The organism is Streptomyces sp. P9-2B-2 (assembly GCF_030406865.1).
Taxonomy (GTDB): domain Bacteria; phylum Actinomycetota; class Actinomycetes; order Streptomycetales; family Streptomycetaceae; genus Streptomyces; species Streptomyces platensis.
Genome location: NZ_CP129126.1, coordinates 376,887 through 395,244, shown reverse-complemented (window position 1 = coordinate 395,244; position 18,358 = coordinate 376,887). Strand labels below are relative to the sequence as shown.

Below are 18,358 nucleotides of genomic sequence, written 5' to 3'. Positions count from 1 at the left end.
ACCCGCACGCCGTCCGGTGCCATGCCGTAAGACACCTTCACGGTGCCGCCCGGCGTGCCGCATTCCCGAAGACGGGTACGTGGAGGAGTACGTGATGGCGCCGGGCAGCGATGTGACCGACGGGCCGGGGGCGCGTCCCGGCAGGCTCAAGGTCTTTCTCGGGGCTGCTCCCGGGGTGGGCAAGACCTACCGGATGCTGGACGAGGGCCGGCGCCGGGCCGCGCGCGGCAAGGAGGTGAGGGTGGGCTTTGCGGAGTGTCACGGCCGCCCGTCCACCGCGGCGATGCTCGAAGGGCTCGACGTACTGCCGCGGGTGACGCGCAGACACCGCGGCACGGACTTCACCGAGCTCGATCTCGACCTGGTCCTGGAACTGCGTCCGCAGGTGGTGCTCATCGACGAACTCGCACACACCAACGCGCCGGGCAGCCGGAACACCAAGCGGTGGCAGGACATCGAGGAGCTGCTCGGCGCCGGGATCGATGTCGTGGCGACGCTCAACATCCAGCACCTGGAGTCCCTGAGCGATGTGGTCGAGAAGATCACTGGTGTGCCGCAGTACGAGACCGTGCCCGACAAGGTTGTCCGCCGAGCCGACCAGATCGAACTGGTCGACCTGCCGGCCGAGGGGCTGCGCCGCCGCATGGCGCACGGCAACATCTACCCGCCGGAGAAGGTCGACGCGGCACTGTCGCACTACTTCCGGCTCGGGAACCTCACCGCACTGCGGGAGCTTGCGCTGCTGTGGGTGGCGGGCCGGGTGGACGAGGCGTTGCGCAAGTACCGGGACGAGCACCACATCGGCCGGGTGTGGGAGACCCGCGAACGGGTGGTGGTGGCCCTCACCGGTGGGGCGGAGGGCGCGACCCTGGTCCGTCGGGCCGCCCGGATCGTGGCTCGTTCCTCCGGGGATCTGCTGGCCGTCCACATCACCCGCAGTGACGGCCTGGCCGGCTCCTCGCCCGCCGCGCTGGCTGGGCAGCGGCAGCTCTTGGAGAGTCTCGGTGGCAGCTATCACTCGGTGGTCGGTGAGGATGTGCCCGCCGCCCTGCTGGACTTCGCCCGGTCCCAGAACGCCACCCAACTGGTCATCGGCGCCAGTCGCAGGGGCAGACTGCGGCGCGTGCTGATGTCCCGCGGTGTGGGGGACACCGTGGTCGAGTTGTCCGGCGATATCGATGTGCACATGGTGACGCACGAACATGCCGGCCAGGGAAGAAGATGGCCCGCGCCGGGCAGCGGTCTGCCGCGCTCGCGCCGCGTGGCGGGCCCGATGGCCGGCCTCGTACTGCCCGTGCTGCTGACCCTGCTGCTGCGTGCGGTCTCCGGCCCCCTGGCTCTCAACCTCACCAGCGAGGCGCTGCTCTTCCTGCTCACGGTGCTGGGGGTGGCCTGCATCGGCGGCGTGGCCTCCGCGCTGCTGGCCTCCGTGACGACATCGCTGCTGCTCAACTACTACTTCATCCCGCCCGTCGGCCACTTCACCTTCGCCGAAGCCAATATCGTCGTCACCCAGGCCGCCTTGACGATTGTCGCCGTCACCGTCGCTGCCATCGTGGACCGTTCGCTGCGGCTGAGCCGGCGGGCCGCCCGGGCGACTGCGGAAGCGGAGACACTGACCTCGTTGGCGGGCGGGATCCTGCGGGGGGACCGGGCCGTCACCGCCCTCCTGGAACGCACCCGCGAGACCTTCGGCATGGACAGCATCGAGCTGCGGCCCCGAGGCGGAGAGGTGGAGCCCGGTGTCGTGGGCGGGCCGGTGTCCGACTACGAGACCAAGGTCGCCATAGGGGACGACAGTGTGCTGGTGCTGAGCGGACGCCGGCTACCCGCCGCTGAGCACCGCGTGCTCACCGCCTTCGCCGCGCATCTGACCGCGGCCGTCGAACGCGCCCGGCTCGCCGAGGCCGCGGCCGAGGTCGAGCCGGTCAAGGCGGCCAACCGCATGCGCACCGCACTGCTCGCCGCGGTGGGACACGACCTGCGCACGCCGCTGGCAGGCTGCTGGGCCGCGGTCAGCTCACTGCGCAGCCAGGACGTCGACTTCTCGCCCGAGGACCGCGAGGAACTCCTCGCCACCGCCGAGGAATCGCTGGCCAAGCTCAGCCGCCTGGTCGACAACCTCCTTGATATGAGCCGGCTGCAGGCAGGTGCGCTGACCCTGCACCCGGAGCCCGTCGCCCTCACCGAGGTGCTCCCCAGCGCGCTGGACACCCTGCCCGGCGCATCCCCGCAGGTGCTGGTACACGTGGTGACCCAGGGGCTGGACGCTGCCCCCGATGTGCTGGCGGACCCGCCGCTGCTGGAGCGCGTCCTCGCCAATCTGGTGTCCAACGCGGTACGTCATTCGCCCGCCGGGCACCCGGTCACGATCGGTGCCAGCGCGCTGGCCGGGCGGGTGGAGCTGCGGGTCATCGATCGGGGGCCAGGCATCCAACTCGCCGACCAAAGGCGGGCGTTCGAGCCCTTCCAGCGACTCGGCGACACCGACAACACCACCGGGCTCGGGCTCGGCCTCGCCCTCTCCCGTGGCCTCACGGAGGCGATGGGCGGCACCCTCTCCCCCGAGGAAACCCCCGGTGGCGGCCTGACGATGGTCGTCTCCCTGCCGGCCGCACCGGTTCCGCTCGCGGTCTCTCTGGGCAGCAGGTCGGTCGTACATGAGGCAGGAAGCTGATCACGAGGCGTGGATGTCGACCATGCCCGCAGCAGGGCTTCCTCCTTTGTCCCCTGTCCACCGGGGTCCGGCGAACGCTGGGACCCGGGTGGACAGGGGTCCCAGCATTCACCGGAGCGTCGGGCGGCGGTGGCCGGGAATGGGCCCTTCAGCGGAGCGTCAGCTGGGCGCGAGGCGGAAGCGCAGCCGACAGATGACCGCATCGGTGTCACGGCGTACGGCATGGGCGACCACGGCGCCGCGCTGGTTTTGCAGGAGGCGCTGCCACAGGTGGGCGGGCTCGACTTCCGGGATGAGGACGGTGACCTGGGCGTCGTGGTGGTGCGGCAGGTTCCGTATGTAGGCGGCCAGTGGGCGGCCGAGGGAGCGGGTGGTGGAGGGCACCTCGATCAGGTCCACGCCGGGGTCCCACAACTCCCAGTCGCGGCGCAAGGTTTCGGCGGCCTGCCGGTCCTCCGGGTCGTTGTGGGTGACGGTCACCGCGAGTACTTCGTCGCCGAGCGACCGGGCGGCAGTCAGGGCCTGGCTGGTGAGCCGGGACAGGCCGGAAACGGGGACGATGACCAGCGAGCGTGCCCGGTGTGGGGGCTGCGGGATGCGGCCCAGTTCCAGGCGTTCGCCGATCTGCCCGTACGTGCGGTGGACGCCCTCGAATGCGAGGACGAGCAGTGGCAGGGCGACGACCACCAGCCAGGCGCCGCCGGTGAGTTTGGTGCCGGTCACCACGATGGCGGCGATGCCGGTGAGGAGGGCGCCGAGGCCGTTGAGGGCGGCCTTGGCCTGCCAGTGGGCAGGCCGCTGCCGGTACCAGTGTCGGACCATACCGGTCTGGCAGATGGTGAAGCCGACGAAGACACCGATCGCGAAAAGCGGCACCAGGGCGTTGGTGTTGCCGCCGGAGAAGACGAGCAGGGCGGCGGAGGCAGCGGCGAGTGCCAGCACACCGTGGCGGTGGACTTGCCGGTCTGCCTTCAGCGCGAAGAGGTGGGGAAGGTAGTTGTCGCGGGCCAGCAGGCTCATCAGCACCGGCAGGCCGCCGAAGGAGGTGTTCGCCGCCAGCGCCAGCAGGACCATGGTCGCGAACTGCAGCAGGTAGAAGGCGGCATTGTGGCCGAAGGAGGCGTCCGCCAGCTGGGCCAGGACGGTCACGCCGTGGACCGGCTGGAGGTGGAAGCGTCCGATGAGGACGGACAGCCCGATCAGCATGACGCCCAGCAGGGCGCCGAGGGCGACCTCGGTGTGCTGGGCCCGCCGCACGGCAGGGGTGCGGAACGACGGCACCGCGTTGGCGACCGCCTCGACTCCGGTCAGCGCGGAGCAGCCGGAGGCGAAGGCCTTCAACAGCAGGAGCGCGCCAACGGTGGTGGCGTTGTCGCTGAGTGCGGAGGCGTGCCCGGCGGCCGACGCGGTGCTGACGGGGGCGTCGCGGAACAGGCCGACGATGATCAGTGCCAGGATCGCGCCCACGAACAGCATGGTGGGTACGAGGAACGCCTTCGCCGAGTCGACGACCCCGCGCAGATTGATGGCGGTCACCAGGATCAGCACGGCCAGGCACAGCCACACCCGCTCGCCGTAGAGCGCGGGGAAGGCGGAGGTGAGGGCGGCGACGCCGGCGGTGATGGAGACGGCCACGTTCAAGACGTAGTCGAGGACCAGCGAGGCCGCGGCTACCAGGCTGGTACGCCGGCCCAGATGAGATTTGGCAACCGCGTACGAGCCGCCCCCATTGGGAAAGGCCGCGATCACCTGCCGGTACGAGGCGACCAGGACCGCCAGCAGACCGGCGATGGCCAGAGTGACCGGCAGCGTGAAGCCCAGGCCGCGGGCCCCGGCGGCGGCCAGCACGAGGACGATCGCCTCGGGGCCATAGGCAATGGACGCCATCGCGTCCAGGGAAAGCGCGGCCAGGCCCTGCAGCGCGGTCAGCCGGTGCCGGTCGGCCGGCTCGGCACCGGCGGCGGTCCGGCCGGATGCGGCCTGCGTGCCGGTATCCGGCGGCTCCTCGACCGCCGCACTCCCGGCAGCGGACACCGCCTGCTCTCCTTGGGCCATGGACATCGTGGCTCACACCTCCGTACGTGGGGTTCCCAGGGTCGGAACACCTCCTCCGCAGTTCGGGCGGCATTACCGCAACTCATACGTGTGCTGCCCGGATGTTGGCGCGACCTTGACGCCCATGGCCCCCAGGCCGTTCACCTCGCTCTCGGTGGGCCTTCTCGGCACCGATTTCACCGAGTCTTCGTCCAGCCGGGTGACGCGGCGTTCGGATCCCGTTAGGGACTGGCCGCGGCATTCGTCCGTCACCACGGCAACCGACACGGTGGAGCAGGCCGGGGTTGGGCAGACATCGAGGAGGTCCCTGATGTGTCGAGACTTGAGAGCGGTGGTGGTGTCGTGACCGTGGAGCGCGTTGTGGGCCTGCTGGTGGCGGCCTCGGTGGTCGGGCTTCTTGTGCTCGTCGTCAAGTTCCCGGACCGATTCTGAGGCTTCCGGGCCCCAGATATCCGGGATGGGTTACGGGTCATTCCTCGCCGAGTCCGGCCTCTTCGAGGTCCAGTCCGCGTTGCAGCCTGCGTCGGGTGAGGTCGCTGATGTGGTTGTCCACGTACAGGCGCTGGAGCTTTGCGGTTTCGGCGGCTATGACAGTGCGGCGTAGTTCGCGGTAGTCGGTGGCGGAGACCGAGGAGGCCGGGGCGGTGTCGTCGTCCTGGTCGGCGTCGGCCTGGTCGAGCCGGGCCAGCAGGCCGCGGCGCAGCTGGCTGATGACGGTGGCGGGTGCGGCCTCGACGGCTTCGAGTTCGTCCAGGCAGTCCAGTCCGGCCCTGGCAAGACCCGCGCGGGCGCGGGCCTCTTCGCGGGCGGTGTGCTCCGGTTCCAATGCGATCTTGGACCAGCGGACGACCGGAGCCAGCGTGAAGCCCTGCAGGACGAGGGTGAAGACGACGACACCGGTGGTGAGGACCAGGATCAGCGGGCGGTGCGGCAGCGGACTGCCGTCGTCGGCAGCCAAAGGGATGGACAGGGCGGCCGCCAGCGGCATCACGCCACGGGTGCCGGCCCAGGAGACCACCGCGGGGACCCGCCAGGTCACCGCGCCGTTGCCGCGGCGGCGCTGCATGATGGCGGAGAGCGGGAGGACCCCGAGGAGCCGTACGGTGATCACGGTGGCGGCCACCGCGAGGACACCGAGCGGCCAGCCCTGCTCGTCCGCAGTCAACTGACGTACGAGAGAGGGCAGTTCCAAGCCGATGAGGGCGAAGATGACGCTCTCCAGAAGGAAGACGACCGTGCCGTAGACGGCGTGCACCTGGAGCCGGATGGTGGCGTTGGTGAGCTTGTGGCCGGTGCTGCCGAGCACGACCCCCGCGACCACGACCGCGGTGACGCCGGAGGTGTGCAGGTCCTCGGCGAGGATGTAAGCGGCGTACGGCGTGACCAGGGCGATCACCGTCTCCAGGATCGGGTCCTCGGTCCGCCGTCGGATCAGCGCCACGACCCCCGCGACGCCGCCACCGACCAGCGCCCCGCCCCCGCCCAGCACCAGGAACTGACCGCCGGCCGCCGGCAGGGAGGCCGCATGAGCAGCTATGGCGGTGCCCACCGCGACCTTGAAGAGGACCAGGCTGGTGGCGTCGTTGAAGAGGCTCTCGGACTGGACGAGCACCTGGATGCGTGGCGGCAGCGCGATCTTGCGTCCGAGGGCGGTCACTGCTACCGGGTCGGTGCTGGCCAGCACCGCGCCCAGGACGAACGCCATCGTGGTGCTGAGCGGGGTGACCGCGGACGCCACCGCGCCCACGGCTGCCGCGGTGGCCAGCACCAGGCCGAAGGCGAGGACGGTCACCGGCCGCCACACGACGCGCAGTTCGCGCCAGGGGATCTCCTCGGCCGACGCGTAGAGCAGCGGCGGCAGCACGACGACGCTGATCACCTCGGGAGTCACCTGGACGTCCGGAATCCAGGGCAGTAACCCGATGAGTACGCCCCCGACGACGAGCAACGAGGGAGCGGGAATGCGCCAGTGGCGGGCGCCCGTGGCCACCAAGGTGGCGAACACGACAAGAAGGAGGAGGGCAGTAAGGTCGGTCACAGGCTCTCTCTCGATGGCTTCGGCAATAGCTGAACCGCCGCCGACCAGACTTCCCGGCACTCCGCAAGGAAACCTACCGGGTGTTGTCGGGTTACTGCCATAGCTCTAACGCCTTGAGACCGACGCCGACTCGGGATTTCGGTCCGCGGTCTCGGGCCCTGCTACGGCTCATACGGCCAGCCGCCCTCGCCGTCCGACGCGGGACTCATCGGATGCTGGTGCCTGGCTCGGCTCGGCACAGGCGGTGCGGGCCGTGACTGCCGCGCCCCGCTCCGGGGCCGCCCCGATCAGCCCTACGGCAGCGCGGTGCTTACAGCAGCCCGGAAGCCTTGAGGACCGCGCGCGCTTCCTGCCCGTCGATCCGGTCCGCCAACTCCGCCAGGACTTGCGTCCCGTGGCGCAGCGCGCCGCGCTCCAGCGAGCGCCGGGCGCCGGCGTCGAGCAGGTGCCAGATGAGCGGATTGGCTTCCAGGACGTGCAGGTCCAGTTCCAGCCACCGGCCGTGTGCATCTCGCAGGACGAGGTGCGCGGCGATGCCCCCGTACCGCCGCACCGAGACCAGCGCGTCGGTACGCACCCGGCGCACACCCATGAGGCCCTGCACTGCCAGCCACCCGTCGCCTGCGGTCACCCGCGACGGCAGGAGGACCGCGAGGACCAGGATCCCGAGCAGGAACCAGAGCCCCGCGCGGGGCAGCGTGAGCCCGCCAGCGCCCCAGTCGAGCAGCACGAGCAGTCCGGCGAACGCCAGGGAGCAATGCAGGGCGCGCCGCGCATCCGCATGCCAGTGGCGGTCGACGGCTGTGTCCGGCCGCGCGGCGTGTACCACTGCGGCGGGAGCGGTTCGCCGTCCCATAGCGCCGACACTAGGCAGGAAGTGCGGGGGCGCCTGCTCTTCTGACGTCCCCCTGATGTCGTGTCGCTCATCTTTAGCGTGCTCGTAACACGGGAGCCGCCACGGCAGTCCGTTCAGCCGACGTGGACGCGGGGGCGGCGGGTGCGGTCGGGTTCGGCCTCGCGGAGGACTTCGCGGGTGACGGGGGCGACTTCGCCCTGGCCGAAGAGGAAGAAGCGGAGGAACTGGGCGAAGGGGCTGCCTTCGGTCCACTCGAAGTAGATGTGCGGCAGGGCTCCGGTGGTGTCGCGTACGTGCAGCAGTAGGGCGGCGAGCGCGTTGGAGACGGTGGAGCTCTCCAGGCAGAGCACGCGGTAGCGGCCGTGCAGGACCTCGCCTCGTACCCGCAGCTCGCTCTCGAATTCGGAGGGGTCGCCGACGGTGACCTCGACGAAGATGAGGTCGTCCTCGGCCGGAATGTCGTTGTCGGTGCGGATCTGCTGGACCTTGTCGCGGTACTCGGCCAGATCGCGCTGGTCGGGCTCGTTCGCGATGAACCGGATCTTGCGATGGGCGATGTCGCGCACGAACCGCTCGGCCATCCCGTCGAGCACGACGCTGGTGACGCGCAGTTCGAAGGCGCGGGCGAGGCGGGAGAGGAATGAGACCAGGATGATGCCGGCGATGAAGCAGGCACCGATCTTGACGCCGTCGGGGCGCTCGATGACGTTCGCCACGGTGGTGTAGAGGAACACCACGGAGATCGCGGCGAAGCCGATCGTCCAGCCGCGCTCCCGGGCCCGCCGGGCGGCGATGGTCACGGCGATCGCGGCGGAGCTGATCAGGACCAGGACGCCGGTGGCGTAGGCACCGCCCTGCGCGTCCACGTCGGCGTTGAAGATCCAGGTGACCAGGAACGCGACGAGGGTGAAGACCAGCACCATGGGGCGCACCGCGCGGGCCCAGTGGGGCGCCATGCCGTAGCGCGGCAGGTACTGCGGCATCAGGTTCAGCAGGCCGGCCATGGCCGAGGCGCCGGCGAACCAGAGGATGGCGATGGTGGAGATGTCGTAGACCGTGCCGAAGGCGGAGCCGAGATACTCATGCGCGAGATAGGCCAGCGCGCGCCCATTGGCCTCGCCGCCCGGCTTGAACGCGTCCTCCGGGATGAGCAGGGTCGTCACGAAACTGGTGACGATCAGGAAGACACTCATGATCACGGCAGCAGTGGTCAGCAATTTCTTCGCGCCGCGGATCCGTCCCACCGGGCGCTCCTCGGTATCCCCAGGGTCGCCCTCGATGTGGGGCATGACCGCCACGCCCGTCTCGAACCCGGACAGGCCCAACGCCAGCTTCGGGAAGACCAGCAGAGCCACGCCGACCATCGCCAGCGCGTTGCCGTGTTCGGCGGTCAGTGCCTGGGACCAGTCGGTGACGACATGCGGCGCGGTGGCCACATGCCACAGTCCGACGACGACCACGGCCACATTGAGCACGAGATAGAGGCCAACGAGGACGACCGCTACGCCGACCGCTTCCAGGAAGCCCTTGAGGAACACCGCACCGAGCAGCGCGACCAGGATCAGGGTGATGAGCATCTGCTGGTCGTGCAGAACGCTGCTGACGTGTGGGTTCTCCACGAGGTGGGTGGAAGCGTCGGCTGCCGACAGGGTGATGGTGATGAGGAAGTCGGTGGCGGCGAAGCCCAGCAGGGTCAGCACGAACAGCTTGCCCTTCCAGAAGGACAGCAGCCGCTCCAGCATGGCGATCGAGCCCTGGCCGTGCGGGCTTTCCTTGGCCACTCGCCGGTAGACGGGCAGCGCGCCGGCGAGCGTGACGATGACCAGGACGATGGTGGCGATCGGGGACAGCAGCCCCGCGGCGAGGGCGGCGATGCCCGGCTGATAGCCGAGGGTGGAGAAGTAGTCCACACCGGTCAGGCACATCACCCGCCACCACCGCTGCCCCTGATGGGCGCTCTGCGGCCCGGCGTGCGGCCCGGGATGGCGCTTGGCCATATCGGTCAGGCCCTCCAGCATCCACGCCCGCAAGCGATGCCGTGCGGCGGCCCCGGACGAGGAACCGGCAGGGGCGGAGGCAGCCATCGTGTGCTCCTGTCGTACCGCGAAAAGATCCAGCCATCGGCGTGATGGCCACGTCAGGGTACGCAGGCACGGCGTTTTCGACATAGTGTTCGTCGACGTGGCGGGCCTCGTATCCCCGGAGCGTCGGCCGGTGCGCCACTGGCACGGCGGAGCGACGAAGCACCCAACGGCATGAACCCCTCCGGGGGAGGTCTTGGCCTCAGGACTTGGTCGCCGAGGTACGCAGCATGAGATGACACGGGTGCTCCTCGCCGTTGCGGAGGAAGGAGAGCCGTACCCGGATCTCACATGCCTTCGCCGCCAGGGCGGGCTGTGCGGAGATGCTGCCGTTGGTGTGCGTGCCGTCGCCGGCGGCTCCATAGGCGCCGCCCCAGTCGAAGTACTCGTTGCCGACGTCGTCCATGGCCTCAAGGGCCAAAAGTACGGGGGCGTCGTCGCCCGCGTCCGGCAGGCGTGGCGCGATCGTGTAGTGGAGGGTGAACGAGTCGTCCCGCCGTTTCAGGCCGTGGACGGACAGTTCGTGGGCGCCGTTGAGAATCCTCACCGAGGCGAGGGGGGTACGGTGCGGCTTCATGGCCATTCCTCGTTGTCAGGGGCGTTCAGGCGGTGATCCCGGCGACGCTGCGCGCGGGCTGTCCGGTGAAGTAGTGCACGTACTCGTGCGCCAGGCGGAAACCGGCGGTCCAGGCGACGAGCCGGCTGGGGCGGTTGTCGCGGGAGCACGTCCAGCTCGGGGTGTGGCCGCGGGCGGCGATGTCCTGGCACAGGGCGGTCACGCAGGCCAGGGCGAGGCGCTGGCGGCGGTGCTCGGGGACGGTCACGCAGGCGACGTCCTCGTAGGTGCTGCCTCGGAAGTACGTACAGGCCACGGCGAGGACGCGATCCTTCTGGAAGGCCGCCCAGCCGTGCCCGGAAGCGGCGAGACCTGCCGGACCGCCCCAACTAGCGTGGATCCACGCCGTGTCAGGGCCCATGGCGGCCAGTGCCGGAGCATCTGCGGATGTCAGCCGACGCACCGTCACGCCATGCGGCGGGCGTGGCGGGGACACGGGGACGCGGTACACGTACGCCATGCGTTCCCAGGGCACGAGCAGGTCGAAGGCGCTGCTCAGCAGGGGCAGGAAGCGGGCGGGGGCCTGGACGTAGTGGGCAGCGAAGGGGGTGAGCGCGATCGGTGCCAGGGCGGTGGGTTCGCCGCGGAGGAGCAGGTGATCGGCGCAGGACACGGCGATGGCGCGGGGATCGACGGGGCGGTCGGCCCACCAGTGACCAGCGCCCGGGACCTGCGCATGTTCGGCCAGCGCTGTCGCAACGGAGGGCCCGGCGGTGAACCAGGTGGAGAGCGCGGGGGCTTGGTCGAGGGAGAGTTCGATCACGGAGGCTCCTTGTGACGGTCACGGGGCGGGGCCGGGAGGGGCGGTCCGGGGGCACCCCTCCCGGCGGTTCAGCGCTGTCCGGCCTTGCCGCCGTGGTTGGCCTTCTTCTTGCGGCGGGCACTCTTCTTCCGGGAGCGCTTGGACATCGGCGTACGGGCCTTTCGTTGCCGGGAGGTCGCCTTGTCCGTCTTCCGGCGGCTGGGTTCTTCAGACGTTGTGGCCGACGAGCTGGTCGGCGAGTTTGGTGAGGCGCTTGACGGTGCGGTCCTCGGTGGCGGCGGGCGCGGGGTCGACCCGCTGGTCGCGGTCGTAGTAGGCGCCGTTGACGATCTCGACTGCCGGGTCACAGAGGCGTACGACATGGCCGGCGCCCTCTGCCGCGGACGCGCCGCTGATCGCGTAGAGGGAGAGCAGGTCCGTCTCGCAGACGCCCGGGTGGACGGAGACGGCCGTCACCCGGGGGTCGGCGGCGAAGACGGTGAGCGCGAGCTGCGACTGGGCGTAGGCGGCGAGGCGGGAGTAGCGGCGGGCGCGGTGCGGGTCGCTCCACTGGATGGAGGCGGTGCGGTGCAGCGACGAGGACACATTGACGACGCGGCCGCCCGGCTCGCTGGTAAGAGCCGGTTCCAGGAGGCAGGTCAGCAGGTAGTGGGCGAGGAAGTTGACCTGGAAGGCGATCTCGTTGCCGTCGGCGGTGAGGGTGTGCCGCTCGGGGGCGGCCATGCCGGCGTTGTTGACCAGGACGTCCAGTTGGGGGTGCTCGGCGACGACGCGCCGGGCCATCGCCTCGACCTCCTCCAGGTGTGTGAAGTCCGCGGCGAACCCGCACAGTTGGGCGGCGTTGATGCCCGCGGTGGCGATGAGCTTGTCGATGGCGGCCTGGGCGTTCTCGGCGGTGCGGCCGTGCAGGAGGACGGTGGCGCCGCGTTCGGCGAGCTGCCGGGCGGTCTCGTAGCCGATGCCGGAGGTGGCGCCGGTGACCAGGACGGTACGGGAGGAAAGGTTGAAGACGGACATGATCCAATCCGGGTAGGTAGGGGGAACGGGCATACCGAGCGGGCTCGTCCGGGCCTGCGGGGTATGCCGAGGTACACAAAGGGGGCGCCGGGTCAGGCCACGGCGTCCCGTAGGGATGCGGGAGTTGTCTCAGCGGGAGGCGGAGGTCTCCGGGCAGCGCGGCGCACGACACGGAGCCACCGGATGAGGTGGGCGGTCGAGCAGAAGCCAGGCGCTGTTCACATCACCCATCAAATGCCCCGCCGCACCCGGCTTCAAGGGTTCCTCGCGCCTTTTGACGGACCTCTGATAGCTGCGTCGTCGACCCATTACGAGTGCAGATCGCATGGCACGACGACCCGATGGCAAGGATCTGGAGCCAGGGCCTGGCAAAGGAGCGATGCCCCTGGTCACCGGATCGCCACCGCGAACGCGACCAGGGCCAGCGCGAGCAGCATGACGAGTGCTTCGGCGATGATGAACGCGCGCTCCAGTCCGCGGCGTTCCAGGCCGTGGACGACGACGGTGCGTGGATCGGCGGGGTCGTAGCGGACGAGGACGTGATCGCCGTGGTTGAGCGGGCGTTGGCGGGAGGGAGCCACGGGACAGGCGACTTCCAGAACCCGGTTGTCTTCCGTTGCGAACTGGAGCAGCGGGCGCGGCTGAACCGGCTCGTCGGAAGCGCTTCCCGGCGGCCGCTTGACCAGGGCCTCGACCCGTACGCCGGTCCGCCGCACTCGCCGGGCCTGCCGCAGACCATAGGCACCCGCAAGCACGGCGAGCAGGCCGCCGAATGCCGCAAACCCCGCCAGCACGGCAACGGCGCCTGAGTCCACGTCTCTCCGATCTCCGGTAGGCCTACGGATGCCCTGCCGGCTCCTGCGCGGCAGCGGCTCGCAGGGCGAGGACCATGGTCAGCCCGCCTCCGGGCGTGTCCTCGGGGGTGAGGGTGCCGCCCATCGCCTCGGCCAGGCCCCGCGAGAGGGCGAGCCCCAGTCCCAGGCCGGCGGTGTTGTTGTTGTCGCCCAGACGTTGGAAGGGCACGAAGATCCGGTCCCGGTCTTCCGGACGCAGTCCCGGACCCCGGTCGATGACCCGCAGTTCGACGCGCGAGCCGAGGGAGCTGGCACTGAGCAGCACCCGCTGGTCGTCGGGGGAGTGCCGTACGGCGTTGATCACCAGGTTGGCGAGGACGCGTTCCAGCAGCGGCGGGTCCGCGAGTACATCGCAGGTCTCCGCCAGCCCCTGGGACTCGATGGGCACCGAGGCCGTGGAGAGGGTGTCGAGTGCCAGGGGAAGGACGTCCGCGAACGCCGTGGGCTGGAGGTGCAACGTCAGGGCGCCGGCCCGGAGCCGGCTCATGTCGAGCAGGTTGTCCACCAGGCGGTTGAGCTTGGCGAGCGACTCGTCGGCCGTCGTCAGCAGCTCCTCCCGTTCATCCGCGGAGAAGTCCACATCCGTGCTGCGCAGTGAACTGACGGCGGCCCGTCCGGCGGCCAGTGGGGTACGCAGGTCGTGGCTGACCGCGGCGAGCAGCGCGGTACGCATCCGGTCCGCCGCCTTGACCGGTTCGACCTCGGCGGCGGCCTCCGTGAGGCGGGCGTGATCGAGGGCGGCGGCGAGGTGTGCCGCGAAGGCGGTCAATACCCGGTGCTCGGAGGCGGGCAGGGTGCGCCCACGGAGGACGAGCACGCGATCCGGTCCGGCCGGCACCTTGACCACTCCGTCAGCGTCGCCATCAGCCTCGGCCTCGGTCTCCGGGTCCGAACGCGGGACGAGGTCGGCCGACTCCATGCCGAAGGTCTCACGGGTGCGTTCCAGGAGGATCGGTACCGCTTGGTCACCGCGGAGGATATTCCCGGCCATGGAGGAGAGGGTCTCCGCCTCCGCGGTGGCGCTGGCAGCACGCCGCGCCAGCCGTAGCGAGCGGTCGACGAGCGCGGCGACCGTGACGGCGACCACCACGAAGACCGCGAGGGCTAGCGCGTTGTTGGGCTCGGTGACGGTGAACTGCCCGCTCGGCGGGATGAAGTAGTAGTTCACCAGCAGCGAGGCGGTGAGGGAGGCGAGCAGCGCGGAGACCACACCGCCGAGGCAGGCCACGCCGATGACGGTGACGAGGAAGAGCAGGGCCTCGCTGGTCAGGTTGAGTGTGCCGCGGGTGTTGGCGAGGACGGCGGTCAGCAGCAGGGGGAGGACGAGACCGGCGAGCGGTCCCGCGACGCGGCGCGCGTGCGGCAGCCGCCGGCCGCCGGGTATGGGCAGCCGACGTCCACGGCCGGCGCGTTCGTGGGTGACCATGTGGACGTCAATATCGCCGGAGAGCTCGACGGTGTCCTCGCCGATCCCGCGCGGCGCCACCAGACGGGACAGCCAGCTGCGGCGGCTCGTACCCAGCACGAGCTGGGTGGCGTTCTCGGCACGTGCGAACTCCAGCAGCGCGGTGGGGACATGGTCGCCGACGACGGAGTGGTAGCTGCCGCCCAGGCTCTCGACCAGTTCGCGTTGTTTCGCCAGCGCGGCGGGGGAGGCGTCGGCGAGGCCGTCGCTGCGGGCGACATGTACGGCCAGCAGGTCACCGCCCGAGGAGCGGTCCGCGATCCGTTCGGCCCGGCGGATCAGCGTCTCGCCTTCCGGGCCACCGGTGAGCGCCACCACGACCCGCTCGCGGGTCTCCCACACCGTGCCGATGCCGTGTTCGGAACGGTACTTCTGCAGGGTCTCGTCCACCCGCCCGGCGACCCACAGGAGCGCCAGCTCTCGCAGGGCAGTCAGGTTGCCGACGCGGAAGTAGTGCGCCAGCGCAGCGTCGACTTTCTCCGGCTGGTAGATGTTGCCGTGTGCCATGCGCCGGCGCAGCGCCTCGGCGGGCATGTCGACCAGCTCGATCTGGTCGGCGCGGCGAACGACCTCGTCGGGCACGGTTTCCCGCTGCGGGACGCCGGTGATCTTCTCCACTACGTCGTTCAGCGACTCCAGATGCTGGACGTTGACGGTGGTGACGACATCGATCCCGGCGGCGAGCAGCCCTTCGATGTCCTGCCACCGCTTGGCGTTGCGGCCGCCGGGAATGTTGGTGTGGGCCAGCTCGTCGACGAGTGCGACCTCGGGGCAGCGGGCGAGGACCCGGTCGAGATCCAGCTCGGTGAAGGTGCTTCCCCGGTATGCGCGGTGCGTCCTGGGAAGTATTTCCAGACCGTCGAGCTTTTCCTCGGTGAGCGGTCGGCTGTGGCACTCCGCGTACGCCACCACCACATCGGTGCCGCGGCGAGCGCGGCGACGCCCCTCGTCCAGCATCCGGTAGGTCTTGCCGACCCCCGGAGCCGCCCCGAGGAACACCTTCAGTTTTCCTGGCCGTACGCCTGGCGTATCGGCTGCGACAACCCTCGGCGCCACCGAAAGCCCCTCCCTCACCGGTCTTGCACAGTCCCACGTCGCCTGGTGCGGCGAGGGAGACCTCGGGCGGCCGGGCGGCACAGATGGTGATCCATGGTCACATCAGCTCGGCGAGCGCGTGGTTGAGCGCGACGACGTTGACGTTTTCCTGACCCAGGAATCCCAGGACGCAGGCTTGGAGGTGGTCGGTGACCACCCTCTCGACCCTGCCGGGTGTGAGGTGCCGGGCCCGGGCCACCCGGTTGACCTGTTCGTAGGCGTACGCCGGAGAGATCGTTGGGTCGAGTCCGGAGCCGCTGGCGGTGACGGCGTCCACCGGGACGGACGAGGGGCGGACCCCATCGAACGCCGCCACGGTGGCACGGGGTTCCCGCACGGTCCTGATCAGCTCGGGGCTGTTCGGCCCGAGGGCGGAGGCTCCGGAGGCCAGGGGATCGTAGCCGCCTGCGGACGAACGGGACTGGCACCACTTGGGGTTGGGCCGCAACTCCTCGTTCCGATTCTCGGGGTTCCTCTTCGGCAGGGTGAATTTCTGGCCGAGCAGGCGGGAAGAGACCGGCCGCAGGCCCGAACGGCTACGGCAAGCTGCGCTGGCCCTCGGTCGGGAAGAAGATAGCGCTCACCAGGTGGGGGTTGCGGCCGGCCGCAGGCTTGTTGCCCGCGCATGCCGCGAAGACGTTGCGCAGTCCGTCGATCATCTCGGCGAGCTCGTCGGGACTGAGCCAGAGGGTGCCCTGCCGGTAGCCCACCGAGTCGGCGGTCGGGTCGGCTCCCTCCCGGTCGAGATAGGCATTGAACTCGGCGAGCAGAGCGGCCATGGCCGCGGCGAATCCGCGGCGGTGGTCGTCCGGCGACATCGACGCAGCCGCGGCCGAATCGATTGCCGCCCGATCCCGGTGCAGTTGGTAGTGGCGCTCGACAGCCCCCTGGACGCGCTGTTCATCGGCGACTTCCAGCACTCCCCCTTCGACCAGCAGGCCGACATGCCGATACAGGGTCGTCTTGGGGATGTCAGGCAGGCGAGCGCACAAGTCGGATGTGGTGCGCGTTTGGCCGCCGGACATGAAGTGCACGATGCGCAACCGGACCGGGTGCAGGAGCAGGTCAAGAGTGTCCACCTCTCGACGATCCCACATCTGGTACTGCTCCCAAAGTTGGGAATAGCAAGGGGGGCTTGTAGTGACCACGAACACGTCGGTGTCGCCCTCGGCCCCGGTGGCCAGGAGGTCGAGCCGCAGCCGCAGCGCGGCCAGCGGGGTGCGGAGCTGATGGGACACGTCGGCGATCACGGCCCGATGGCCGTGCACCAGAGCCTCCGTGCGGGCCGCCATGGTGTTGAACGTGGCGGCCAGACTGCGTACTTCCGGCGGTCCGCCGTCGACGTTGGCCCGCTCGTCCAGGGCACCTTCGCCCAGTTTCCGGGCGCTGGCATCCAACGCCGACAGCGGGCCGCTCACCCAGCGGGCCAGGCGCACGGACAGCACCACGGACGCGGCGAGCCCCGCGGCGCCGATCGCCGCGGACCAGCCCCAGATCGTGGCGATACGAGCATCCAGCGGGGCTGCGGATCGAGCCAGGACGACGGCACCGGCGGGCTGCCGGACCTCACCGGCAGGTTCCGCGGCGAGCAGCCGGCCCTCGTCCTCCGGCGGTTCCGGCTCGTGCCCGGCCAGCACGTCCTCCACCAGCTCCTCCGCCTCCCTACCCTGGGCCGCGGTGCAGGGCGTGCTCGCCAGCAGGCGTGCGGAGGCGTCGTACACGGCGGCGCAGTCCCCAGCCCGCGCCGCGGCATCCAGCTCCCGGCGCATGCCGGTCGCCGGTTTACGGTCGGAGAGGTGCTCCTCGGCCGCCGCGGCGATCACACGGGTGGCCGCCCGCTGATCGTCGCGGAAGGTGATGCGCTCGCGCGCCGTCGTCGACACGGCCAGCGGCACGACCGCCAGCACCAGCAGCACGGAGGTCAGGGCGAGCAGCGTCCAGGTGATCCGGCGGGTCACGGCTGTTCCCGTGACCGTTCGGCCGCCCCGAGCCGGAAACCGTGCCCGTAGACCGTCTCGATCAGCCCCGGCACGCCGAGCTTGCGGCGCAGCGCCGCGATGTGCACGTCCAGCACCTTGGTGGGGCCGTACCAATGGGCGTCCCAGGCCCGGTCCAGGATCTGCTGCCGGCTCACCACCCTGCCCGGGTCGGCAGCCAGGCACTCCAGGATGCCGAACTCCTTCGGTGTCAGCGCGATCGGCCGGCCGTCCACCGAGACCTGCCGGGTGCGCAGGTCGAGCGCCAGCGGCCCGTGCCGCAGGATCTCCGGTTCGACGGGGCGTCTGCGGCGTAGTACGGCCCGGATCCGCGCCAACAACTCGGCCAGCCCGAACGGTTTGACCAGGTAGTCGTCAGCGCCCTCGTCCAGGGCGACCACGGTCTGCCTCTTCACCGCGCGCAGTCACGGCGATGATCGCGGCATCCGACCGAGCGCGAAGCCTCCGGCACACCTCGACCCCGTCGATGTCGGGCAGACCCAGATCGAGCAGCACCACATCGGGGGACGCGGCGGCCAGGGCGGCCCGGCCGCTACGGACGCCCTCGACCGCGTACCCGGCCTGCCGCAGACCACGAACCAAGGATTCCGCGATACTGCGATCGTCCTCCACGACCAGCACCCGTCGCGTTTCCTCGGTCGAGCCCGTGACCTGCCCGTTCATGTGCCTGACCCGCTTTCGGACCGTGAGATCGACTGCGCCCGCCCCTCATCCAGTCTGCGTCGTCGGCCGGCCTCGCGGTGGATTCCGGCTGCCTTGACAGATCCGCCCGCGGCTCGTTCAGGAACTCCAGCGCGACGGGCAGGCGCCGTTCAGCAGCATCGCCGACGGTTCCAGGCCGCGG

The 18,358-nt window shown here is 70.4% G+C and carries 13 protein-coding genes and 1 pseudogene; 2 read left to right on the top strand and 12 right to left on the bottom strand.

Annotated elements, in window-relative coordinates; genetic code table 11:
* Nucleotides 1–94 precede the first annotated feature (94 nt).
* Nucleotides 95–2,677, top strand: a complete 2,583-nt coding sequence (locus QT196_RS01865) for an ATP-binding protein (RefSeq protein WP_290354177.1) — start codon at nt 95–97, stop codon at nt 2,675–2,677.
* 159 nt (nt 2,678–2,836) lie between these two features.
* On the opposite strand, the gene QT196_RS01860 is transcribed toward QT196_RS01865, so the two are convergent.
* Nucleotides 2,837–4,738, bottom strand: a complete 1,902-nt coding sequence (locus QT196_RS01860; RefSeq protein ID WP_290354176.1) for an APC family permease — start codon at nt 4,736–4,738, stop codon at nt 2,837–2,839.
* 306 nt (nt 4,739–5,044) lie between these two features.
* Between QT196_RS01860 and QT196_RS01855 the strand changes: the two genes are divergently transcribed.
* Nucleotides 5,045–5,164, top strand: coding sequence for a K(+)-transporting ATPase subunit F (locus tag QT196_RS01855; RefSeq protein WP_211117270.1), 120 nt, complete (start codon nt 5,045–5,047; stop codon nt 5,162–5,164).
* A 37-nt stretch (nt 5,165–5,201) separates the two neighbouring features.
* On the opposite strand, the gene QT196_RS01850 is transcribed toward QT196_RS01855, so the two are convergent.
* From QT196_RS01850 to QT196_RS01795, 11 genes and pseudogenes are all read right to left on the bottom strand, one after another.
* Entirely contained in the window at nt 5,202–6,770 is a 1,569-nt protein-coding gene (locus QT196_RS01850) for a Na+/H+ antiporter (protein ID WP_290354175.1), read from the bottom strand.
* Nucleotides 6,771–7,080: 310 nt separating this feature from the next.
* On the bottom strand, nt 7,081–7,626 hold the full coding sequence (locus tag QT196_RS01845) for a hypothetical protein (RefSeq protein WP_168476941.1): 546 nt from the start codon (nt 7,624–7,626) through the stop codon (nt 7,081–7,083).
* Nucleotides 7,627–7,739: 113 nt separating this feature from the next.
* Entirely contained in the window at nt 7,740–9,710 is a 1,971-nt protein-coding gene (locus tag QT196_RS01840; RefSeq protein ID WP_168476939.1) for an APC family permease, read from the bottom strand.
* A gap of 199 nt (nt 9,711–9,909) precedes the next feature.
* Nucleotides 9,910–10,284: a hypothetical protein gene (locus QT196_RS01835; RefSeq protein ID WP_290354174.1), complete on the bottom strand. Its 375-nt coding sequence runs from the start codon at nt 10,282–10,284 to the stop codon at nt 9,910–9,912.
* Nucleotides 10,285–10,309: 25 nt separating this feature from the next.
* Nucleotides 10,310–11,086, bottom strand: a complete 777-nt coding sequence (locus QT196_RS01830) for a GNAT family N-acetyltransferase (protein WP_168476935.1) — start codon at nt 11,084–11,086, stop codon at nt 10,310–10,312.
* A 207-nt stretch (nt 11,087–11,293) separates the two neighbouring features.
* On the bottom strand, nt 11,294–12,103 hold the full coding sequence (locus tag QT196_RS01825) for an SDR family NAD(P)-dependent oxidoreductase (protein WP_168476933.1): 810 nt from the start codon (nt 12,101–12,103) through the stop codon (nt 11,294–11,296).
* 389 nt (nt 12,104–12,492) lie between these two features.
* Nucleotides 12,493–12,918, bottom strand: a complete 426-nt coding sequence (locus QT196_RS01820; protein WP_211117269.1) for a DUF3592 domain-containing protein — start codon at nt 12,916–12,918, stop codon at nt 12,493–12,495.
* Nucleotides 12,919–12,940: 22 nt separating this feature from the next.
* Entirely contained in the window at nt 12,941–15,478 is a 2,538-nt protein-coding gene (locus tag QT196_RS01815; protein ID WP_290354173.1) for an ATP-binding protein, read from the bottom strand.
* A gap of 97 nt (nt 15,479–15,575) precedes the next feature.
* Nucleotides 15,576–16,043, bottom strand: coding sequence for a potassium-transporting ATPase subunit C (locus QT196_RS01810; RefSeq protein WP_266735664.1), 468 nt, complete (start codon nt 16,041–16,043; stop codon nt 15,576–15,578).
* Between the two features lie 10 nt (nt 16,044–16,053).
* Nucleotides 16,054–17,475 carry a helix-turn-helix domain-containing protein gene (locus QT196_RS39325; protein ID WP_323139165.1) on the bottom strand — a complete coding sequence of 474 codons (1,422 nt, stop codon included), beginning with the start codon at nt 17,473–17,475 and terminating at the stop codon, nt 16,054–16,056.
* Nucleotides 17,472–18,177 (bottom strand): annotated as a pseudogene (locus QT196_RS01795) (response regulator transcription factor). Before QT196_RS01795 ends, QT196_RS39325 begins: the two are co-directional and overlap by 4 nt.
* Nucleotides 18,178–18,358: the final 181 nt, after the last annotated feature.